The sequence below is a fragment of the Aquiflexum sp. genome (assembly GCF_977115555.1).
Genome location: NZ_CDSBKL010000172.1, coordinates 1 through 8,195, shown reverse-complemented (window position 1 = coordinate 8,195; position 8,195 = coordinate 1). Strand labels below are relative to the sequence as shown.

The following is an 8,195-nucleotide window of genomic DNA, read 5'->3' as shown; positions in this document are numbered from 1 at the left end:
ATGAAGTAAATCAGAAGGGGTTTCAACACGGGAAATTTTTTCCTCCTCGAGAATTTTGTTAAGCTCAAGTTCAAGCTCAAAGATAAGTCCATCCACAAAGACCCTGTCCATACGGAGTTCTTTATAAAAATTTGCAGATTTTTGTTTTCCTGACAATGGGATGCCGTAGCTGCGGAATACTCCGATTGCCTTTTTCATGTTCGCAATTTTGTTCATGATAGGTATTAGTTTTAAATAATAATTGGTCTAGTTTATTTTTTTTCCTTTGTCAAAACTTCAGATTCTTTTTGAGATTGTAATTTTGAACATTTTTTTTCTCTCCTAATGGTGATGAATGATACTCCTTTGCTTACAAATTACTGTCATACGAGTCGTTTTTCACTGCCCGGTGACCATTGCCTAGTGAATCCTTGGTGGCAAGAGTTTATAGACTACAGGTGTGACGATTCTTGACAGGATGGTTGAGCTGATCAATCCTCCGATCAACACAATCGCCAAGGGTGAAATCAACGGATTGGTTGACCATGCGATGGGCATCAGGCCGCCAATGGCTGTTAGGGTAGTCAATACTATCGGTAAGAACCTTATTTCTCCCGCTTCCCGTATGGCGGCGTCGAGTGACTTTCCTTCTGCCCGGAGTTGGTTGGTAAAATCTACAAGCAAAATAGAGTTCTTTACTTCAATCCCTGCCAAAGCGATCAGACCTATGATCGCAACGAAGGATAGCGAGTTGCCAGTAATCCACAAAGCTGCCAAGGCACCGACCATTCCCAGCGGAATCACGGATAATACGATGATTGTACTCTTAAAGGTTTTAAATAATAATATTAAAACTGCGATGAACAGGAATACCGTAACAATAATCACAGTCTGAAACCCTCCAAAGGATTCTTCCCGGGTCTCTGCTTCACCGGCCATTTTGTACCCGTACCCCTCAGGCAATGATAGCGCTCTAACTTTACCATCAACTTCATTTATAACCCTGTCGGTTAGGAATCCTTCACTCACAAAAGCCGTGACGGAAACCGTTCGGGTTTTGTTGAAGTGGTCAATAAATAAAGGTGAACTTTCCAAAACCAAGTCAGCCACTTGATCTATTGGAATGGCCGCACCTTGGTTATTATTGATAAAAAGTTTATCAAAACTTACCAAAGACGCTCTTTCTTCTTTAGGGCTGGTGACAATGATTTCTTTTTGGTCGCCATTTACATCGGAATAAGAACCCATTTTTAGCCCTGCCACAGCCAATCTTACAGTCCTGTCAACTTCTAGGATATTGATGCCCAAAGACCTGGCTTTTTCTTTTTGGATTGCGACTTTGATGTCTGTTTTAAGGTTGCTGACAGGATTATTGGTATAAATGGTTCCGGGAGTTTCAAGTAAGAGTTTTTCTACTTTTGCTGCTATTGCCCTTAAAGTATCAAGGTTTTCTCCAGACAGTCGGACTTCAACTGGAGCGGTAACCGGTGGGCCCTGCTCAAAATTTTTCACCTCGATTTTTGCACCGACAAAGTTGCTGAACTTGTTTCTAAGGTCTTCTGTAATTCTGAGTTTCTCTTTGGCTGAGGAATTTGGATCCAACTGGACAAAGATCTGTGCAAAATCAGTCCTTTCATTTTCTGGGATGACATTGTAATAAATCCGTGGATTTCCTTTGCCTACGTTGGTGGAGAAAAATTGAATCTCAGGTATTTCTTTCAAAGCTTCTTCCACTTTTTTGGTAACAATGTCTGTTTCCCCAATATTAGACTGGATGGGAGTGATGATATTGACAAGAAACTGTGGTTTTTCTGAAGCTGGGAAAAGACTGAATCCAATGACCGGAAACAACGCCAAAGAGGACCCAAACACAACAAGTGCAATAAGCAAAGTCCTGACCGGTTTTCTCAAGGATCTTTCTAATAAAGGGGCGTAGCTTACAGAAATAGCCTTTTGCAAGGATCTCAAAAACAAGTTTCCCTGATGTCCGGCTCCATGTTCTTTCAATAACCTGCTTGACAAAAATGGTATGATCGTCAATGAAACCAACATCGAAGCCAAAACGCTTGTAATGACAGCCATGGGAAGACTTCGGATAAAATCACCGGAACCTTCCGGAAGAAAGACCAATGGCATAAAGGCAATGATCAGAGTGATGGTACATCCAACCACAGATAGACCGATCTGTTTGGTCCCTAACAACGTAGCTTCCATTCTTGAATGGCCTTCTCTGATCCATCTTTCGATGTTCTCCACCACCACAATACTATCATCGACCAAAAGTCCCAAGGCTACTACTAGTCCCACGATACTCAGCTGATTAAGGCTGTAACCCAAGGCATTTAGCAATACCAATCCGATCGCAAGAGAAAGAGGGATGGAAATCATTACAATCGCTGCCGCCCGACCTCCCAAAGGAAGGAGTGTAATTGATACCAAAAGGATGGCAATAACAAAGTCAAATCCCAAACCCCCCAATCTTTTATTGACAAATTCAGCCTGATCAAAAGCCAAAACCATGTCTATATTAGAAGGAAGGCTGGTTTTGAATTTTTCCAATACGGGAAGATATTGCTCCTGTACTTGAGAAATGTTGCTGCCTTCTTTTAAGGCGGCATTTACAAAAACTGTCCTGTAGCCGTTTAATCTTGTTATGTGCTTGTTTTCCTCATAATCATAATGGACATTGGCTACATCTTTGAGTGCAACACTTTTTCCTTGGGAAGAATAGACTTGTGTATTCGCGATTTCTTCTAGGTCTTTGTAGTCCCCCGAGGTTTTGACATTGAATGCTTTATTTCCGGCTTCAATGGTCCCTCCCGGAATATTCCCTATTTCACTTTGGATACTTCCCAATACGGCCTGTAATGGAATGTTCATATTGGCCATTTTATCCAAATAGAGATCCACCCTGACAATTTCCTCCGGAAGTCCAAAAATTTCAACTTCTTTTAGGGCATTGACTTTCTCGAGTTCATCCTGAAGTCTTTCTGCATATTTTTTCAATTTTTCTCTTGAACTGTTTTCGCTGATCAGACCAATCTGCAGAATGTTTACACCGGTTGGTGTTACTTTATTGATGTCAATGCTGTAAATGTCCTGTGGCAATTCATTCCTCATGCTGTTGATTTCACGAACGAGTTCCTGGTACTTGTCATTGACATTGGACTCGTATTTGAAATCTACATTCATGACAGCAACACCGTCAGAAATCTTGGTTTTGATCCGTTTGATGTCTTCGAGGGCATAGATTCTTTTTTCCAATGGATCGACCACCAGTTCTTCCATATCCGCAGGGCTTGCACCCGGATACACTATGACTACTGGGAATTGTGGGGCATTGGTAGCCGGGTCTTCACTCCTAGGCATATTCAGGAAAGTAGTTAAACCCAAGGCGATGGTCATGAGAAAAATCACCAGGGTAAACTGGTAGTTCTTCACTGCAAAATTTGAAATTCTCATATCAGTTTTGGATTGAAATGGGAGATTGGTCTGTCAAATAGGCGCTTCCGGAGACAATCAGCTTTGTATACTCCTCCAAGCCTTCTGTAACCTGGACTTTGTCCGTATAGATTTTTCCGATTTTGATAGACACCTTTTGTGCGGTATTCCCATCCTTTGTCACGAAAACAAAGCCTTTACCGGCGTTGGCGTCTAGAATCGCATCATAAGGCACAAACCATGTTTTTTGGGTAGCTTCAGATAAGATCCTTGCAGATCCAAACATTCCTGAAGCCAAATAATTTGGGGCTTTTTCGGTAAATTCCAACTCAACCTGATATGTTCCTGTCATTGGGTCTGCGACCTTTGATTTTCTTTTGACTTTAGCCTCGAAGGTTTCATCAGGTTCTACAGGCGTGGTGATGGCAACATTATCTCCTTCTTTGACCAAAGCCCATTCTCTGTCACTCAGGTTAACTTTCAATTTCCATGTTCCCTTTCCAGACCCGTTGGTCTGAAACACAGGAGATCCAGGTGCAATTTGTTGGCCTTCATTGATGAACTTCTTTAGGACATTGCCATCACTAATCGCTCGGATCTGGGAATAATCTTTGTTGAAATTTGCCGCTTCGAGACTTTGTGCTGCAATATCCAGAGCAGTTTTACTGTTTTGAGCCTGTTCGACAGTAGCGACAGAATCTGCCAAAAGCCTTTGCACACGTTCATAATCTCTTTTTGCTTTCTCATAGCCTAACCGGGCTTGATTCACAGCAGTGTTGATTTCGGTTAGGTCAAGGGTAGCCAAGAGTTGGCCTTTTCGGATGACATCGCCTTCCGATACCAAAACCTGAGAGATGATGCCACCGGTTTTGAAAGAAAGAATGGTTTCATCGTCAGTTGTAAATTGACCGGTAGCATCTATTTCTAGGCTGCCTTCTGATTGGATGATTTCCTGGATTTTCACAGGAATCTGCCCTTTGGGAATTTCGGTATTCATGGAATTTCCATTTGTGCCACAGCTTTGGAGTATCAGCATTCCAAAGAAGGGAAGGAGGAGGTAAGTGAATGTGGATTTCATGATAGTATCAATTCAAGTTTTGGAGTTCTCTTTCTAAATCAGCCACAGCTCCTAGTAAGCCGTAATTGGCGATGGTGAGTTTCAGTTCGGATAAGGTAAATTGGTTTCGGGCATCAATGAATTCTATCAAAGAATTGGTGCCTTCTTTGTATCCCCGATCTATCAATCTCAAATAAGCAGAGGCCGATTTCAGGTTGAGTTCTGCAGAGGATTTGGCAGCTTCAGCAGCACGGATGTTGTTTTTGGCCGCTCGGATGGCCATTTCTATGGAATCATCTAATAGTTCTGTCTGATATGTAAGTGCAGTCAGTTCGTTTTGGCTTCTGGTGATGGCATTTTTGTTTCTTCCGCCCTGGAAAATCGGAAACGCCATATTGACTCCAAACATGATGTACCTGCTTTGTCCTGAAAAGTCAAAATCAAATCCCTGCATGCCAAAGTCAGCGAATGTGTTGATTCTTGGTACCGCAAATTTTTGGTTCATTTTCAAAACGGTTTCCTGAATGTTTTTGGCGGTGTTGATTTTGTGGATTTCTGCTCTGTCAGAAAAGTCCTCTTTTTCCATCAACATACTGATTTCGGTTTCCTCGATTGCTTGTTCCTCAAAAATTATCTCACTTTCTAAGGGCCTGTTGATCAGAAAATTGACATAATAAGCAGCATTCCTCATCCTGTTTTCAGCTTCTATAAGTTGGGAATTGATATTTTCGACCTCACTTTCCGCCCTTAAAACCTGTGCTGGAAGTCCTTTGCCGTTAGCCAAGAGGGATTTGTTGTCTTTGAGATTTTGTTGGACAAGAACTTTAGATTCCTCCAAAATCTGCTTGGCAGTATGGGCTAGGCAATATTTGTAATATGCCTGCTTGATGTTTCGGGAGAGTTCTGCCTTGTAGATTTCAATTTGGTATTCTTCAAGTTTGATACCTTGTTCGCGGATCTGTTTATTAAATTGAAGGTCAGGATTGTAGATGGGGTAGGAGACCCTCACCCGCGCATCGTAAAAGTTATTTGGTAGAAATTGTTCTTCCATATTTTCAAGTTGCGGGAAAGTCTGACGGTCTGTGAGCGCATTGAGTGAAGAATAAACACCATTCAATAAATCCCCAAGAGGAAGGATGATGGCTCTTCCTCCATTTGCCAAAGTGTAGTTTGCGGCAAAATCCAATGATGGAAGAAAGAAGCTTTTTGCATCTTTGAGTGCTAAAAGGCTTTGATCCAAGGATATATTCTTCTCTTTCAAAACCAAATTGTTTTTCATCCCTTCTTCGAGGTAACCTGTCAGTGCCGTCTTGGCATGTACTTCTCCTAATATTCCAAAGAAAAGCAGAAGACCGATAAAGAATTTTTTGTGGCAGTTTTCCATTTTTATTATGATGTTAATTTAATGAACAGTGTTTAATGAAGAGTCAAATTTTTTTATGCTTTGTCTATGAAAGAAACCAAGGACTGATAACTGTTTTCGATGATCTGATCGACTTCCCCTGCATCAAGAATATTTACCCTTTTTCTGATTTTTAAAGAAACCATACCATGCACAGTAGACCATATCATAAAAGAAAGCGCCTCAAGGTTATGACCTTTGAAATGGCCTTGTTGCATACATTGTTGGATTGTGCTCCTAAGGAAATTAAAAGTTGTGTCTCCTTCTGTCCAACATATATCATCCCTTTTTTCTATAAAGTCAATAGGAGCTTCAATGATAAACATGAGGTCATACATGTCGGTATTTTCCAATGCAAACTGAATGTAAATCTTCCCCATAGCCTTTATTCGGCTCATTGGGTCTTCTACTGCTGCAAGAATTTCCAATCTTTTTCTCAATTCCTGAAAACCTTCCTCATGCAAAGCATGGAAAATTTCATTCCTGTCTTGAAAATAATGGTAAATGATTCCTGGGCTGTATTCTATTTCATCTGCTATGTTACGGATAGAAGTTTTTTCAAAACCCCTTTCAATAAAGAGTCTCTTTGCTGCTTTGAGAATTTGTTCCCTTAGCTCTTCTTTCTCCCGTATTTTTCTTTCGGCTACGCCCATGGTTAAAATTTATACATGTAAATATAAATGAACACTGTTTAATTTTGCAAATCTATTCTAAAGAAAATTCAGAAATATTTTAGAAAGAGGATTTTCAATTAAATATTCCCACTTTTTGTAAGTTGAGGTAATAGAATTTTTGCTCTGATTGGATGAATCTAATCTATTTCAATTAAAAAGTCACTTGATTTTCAAATTACTGTTTTTTACTCTAAATTGAACTGGTTGGAAATAGTACTATCTGTGATTTATACTCAAGTACTTTTTTTAACATAAAATCCAGATAAGAATTCCAATTATTCCTCAGAAACCAAAAAACCTAATTAACGATGAAATCCAGAAGAGACTTTTTACAAAAACTTACCTTAGGTGCAGGGATGCTTCCCCTCGCTTTCAGCTTCACTCCCAAATTAGACTCACTAAATTACTTTGATGATGTGCAGGACGGGCCTGTCCTCAAAGTAGCCATCATGGGACTTGGTAGCTACGGCAACCGCGTCGCAGAAGCAATGAAGGATTGCAAGCGTGCCAAAATAACGGGAGTAATCAGTGGAACACCTTCTAAAATAAAGGATTGGCAGGCAAAATATAACATCCCCGATAAGAACTGCTACAACTACGAAAATTTCGATGCCATAAAGAATAATCCTGACATCGATGCAGTGTACATCATTACTCCAAATGCGCTCCATCATGGACAATGTCTGAGAGTGGCTGCAGCCGGCAAACATGTCATCTGTGAAAAACCCATGGCAATCAATGCCAAGGAAGGTCAGGAAATGGTGGATGCCTGCAAGAAGGCGGGAGTTAAACTATTGATTGGATACAGGATGCATTTTGAAGCAAATACCTTAGAAGTCGTGAGGTTGCGGAAAGAAGGGGAATTTGGGACCATTAAATTTTTCCAGGGATTGAGCGGATTCAAAATCGGCGATCCTACCCAATGGAGGCTCAACAAAGCATTGGCGGGTGGTGGTGCCATGATGGATATAGGTATCTATGCCATCAATGGCTCGAGATATATGATAGGGGAAGAACCTGTTTGGGTCACAGCACAGGAAGAGAAAACAGATCCGGTTAAATTTAAGGAAGGGGTAGATGAAACTATAACTTTTCAGTTGGGTTTTCCAAGTGGAGTAATTGCTTCCTGTCTTTCTACTTATGCAGTAAGCTACCTTGATAAATTTTTCTTGGTCGGAGAAAAGGGATTTGCGGAAATGCAGCCCTCTACCGGTTATGGCCCGATCCAAAGTTGGACTAACAAAGGACGACTTGATTTACCTCATGTCACGCATCAAACCACACAGATGGATCAGATGGCAATGATCATTTTTGATGGAAAGAAACCCGTTATTCCTGTTGATGGAGAGGAGGGAGTCAAGGATATGAAGATCATTGATGCAATTTTTGAGGCAGCCAAAAGTGGAGCAAGGGTTCCTTTGAAACTGTAATTGTACCTTAAAAATCTTTGGCCTGTGAAAATCCGTGTTTTAAATCATGGGATTTCACAGGCTTTTTTTGTTCAAATACTCTTTCAATAATTGATTTTTTTAAAATTTTTCAAACTTCACAAAATAATTATTTCCTACTCTTATTTGGCTTTTAGAACATAAAATTCCGGAAGGATTTTTTCTTTGAAAAGGGCAAAAAATTTATTTGAAAC

At 40.5% G+C, this 8,195-nt stretch carries 6 protein-coding genes; 1 reads left to right on the top strand and 5 read right to left on the bottom strand.

Annotation, left to right across the window (positions count from 1 at the left end):
• The 5 genes from ACZFYI_RS11395 to ACZFYI_RS11375 all read right to left on the bottom strand — a co-directional run.
• On the bottom strand, positions 1-198 hold a 198-nt coding region (locus ACZFYI_RS11395), incomplete at its 3' end, for an acyl carrier protein (protein ID WP_462524254.1).
• A gap of 201 nt (positions 199-399) precedes the next feature.
• Entirely contained in the window at positions 400-3,441 is a 3,042-nt protein-coding gene (locus tag ACZFYI_RS11390; RefSeq protein ID WP_462524253.1) for an efflux RND transporter permease subunit, read from the bottom strand.
• Between the two features lies 1 nt (position 3,442).
• A complete protein-coding gene (locus ACZFYI_RS11385; RefSeq protein ID WP_462524252.1) occupies positions 3,443-4,498 on the bottom strand; it encodes an efflux RND transporter periplasmic adaptor subunit in 1,056 nt (351 codons plus the stop codon).
• A 7-nt stretch (positions 4,499-4,505) separates the two neighbouring features.
• Positions 4,506-5,861: a TolC family protein gene (locus ACZFYI_RS11380; RefSeq protein WP_462524251.1), complete on the bottom strand. Its 1,356-nt coding sequence runs from the start codon at positions 5,859-5,861 to the stop codon at positions 4,506-4,508.
• Positions 5,862-5,914: 53 nt separating this feature from the next.
• Positions 5,915-6,532, bottom strand: coding sequence for a TetR/AcrR family transcriptional regulator (locus ACZFYI_RS11375; protein ID WP_462524250.1), 618 nt, complete (start codon positions 6,530-6,532; stop codon positions 5,915-5,917).
• Between the two features lie 329 nt (positions 6,533-6,861).
• Between ACZFYI_RS11375 and ACZFYI_RS11370 the strand changes: the two genes are divergently transcribed.
• On the top strand, positions 6,862-7,983 hold the full coding sequence (locus tag ACZFYI_RS11370) for a Gfo/Idh/MocA family protein (protein ID WP_462524249.1): 1,122 nt from the start codon (positions 6,862-6,864) through the stop codon (positions 7,981-7,983).
• The last annotated feature ends 212 nt before the right edge of the window (positions 7,984-8,195 follow it).

What these genes read in the sequence shown, in the direction of transcription:
- ACZFYI_RS11390 (WP_462524253.1), bottom strand. Translation starts at nt 3,441, where the DNA reads ATGAGAATTTCAAATTTTGCAGTGAAGAACTACCAGTTTACCCTGGTG.
- ACZFYI_RS11385 (WP_462524252.1), bottom strand. Translation starts at nt 4,498, where the DNA reads ATGAAATCCACATTCACTTACCTCCTCCTTCCCTTCTTTGGAATGCTG.
- ACZFYI_RS11380 (WP_462524251.1), bottom strand. Translation starts at nt 5,861, where the DNA reads ATGGAAAACTGCCACAAAAAATTCTTTATCGGTCTTCTGCTTTTCTTT.
- ACZFYI_RS11375 (WP_462524250.1), bottom strand. Translation starts at nt 6,532, where the DNA reads ATGGGCGTAGCCGAAAGAAAAATACGGGAGAAAGAAGAGCTAAGGGAA.
- ACZFYI_RS11370 (WP_462524249.1), top strand. Translation starts at nt 6,862, where the DNA reads ATGAAATCCAGAAGAGACTTTTTACAAAAACTTACCTTAGGTGCAGGG.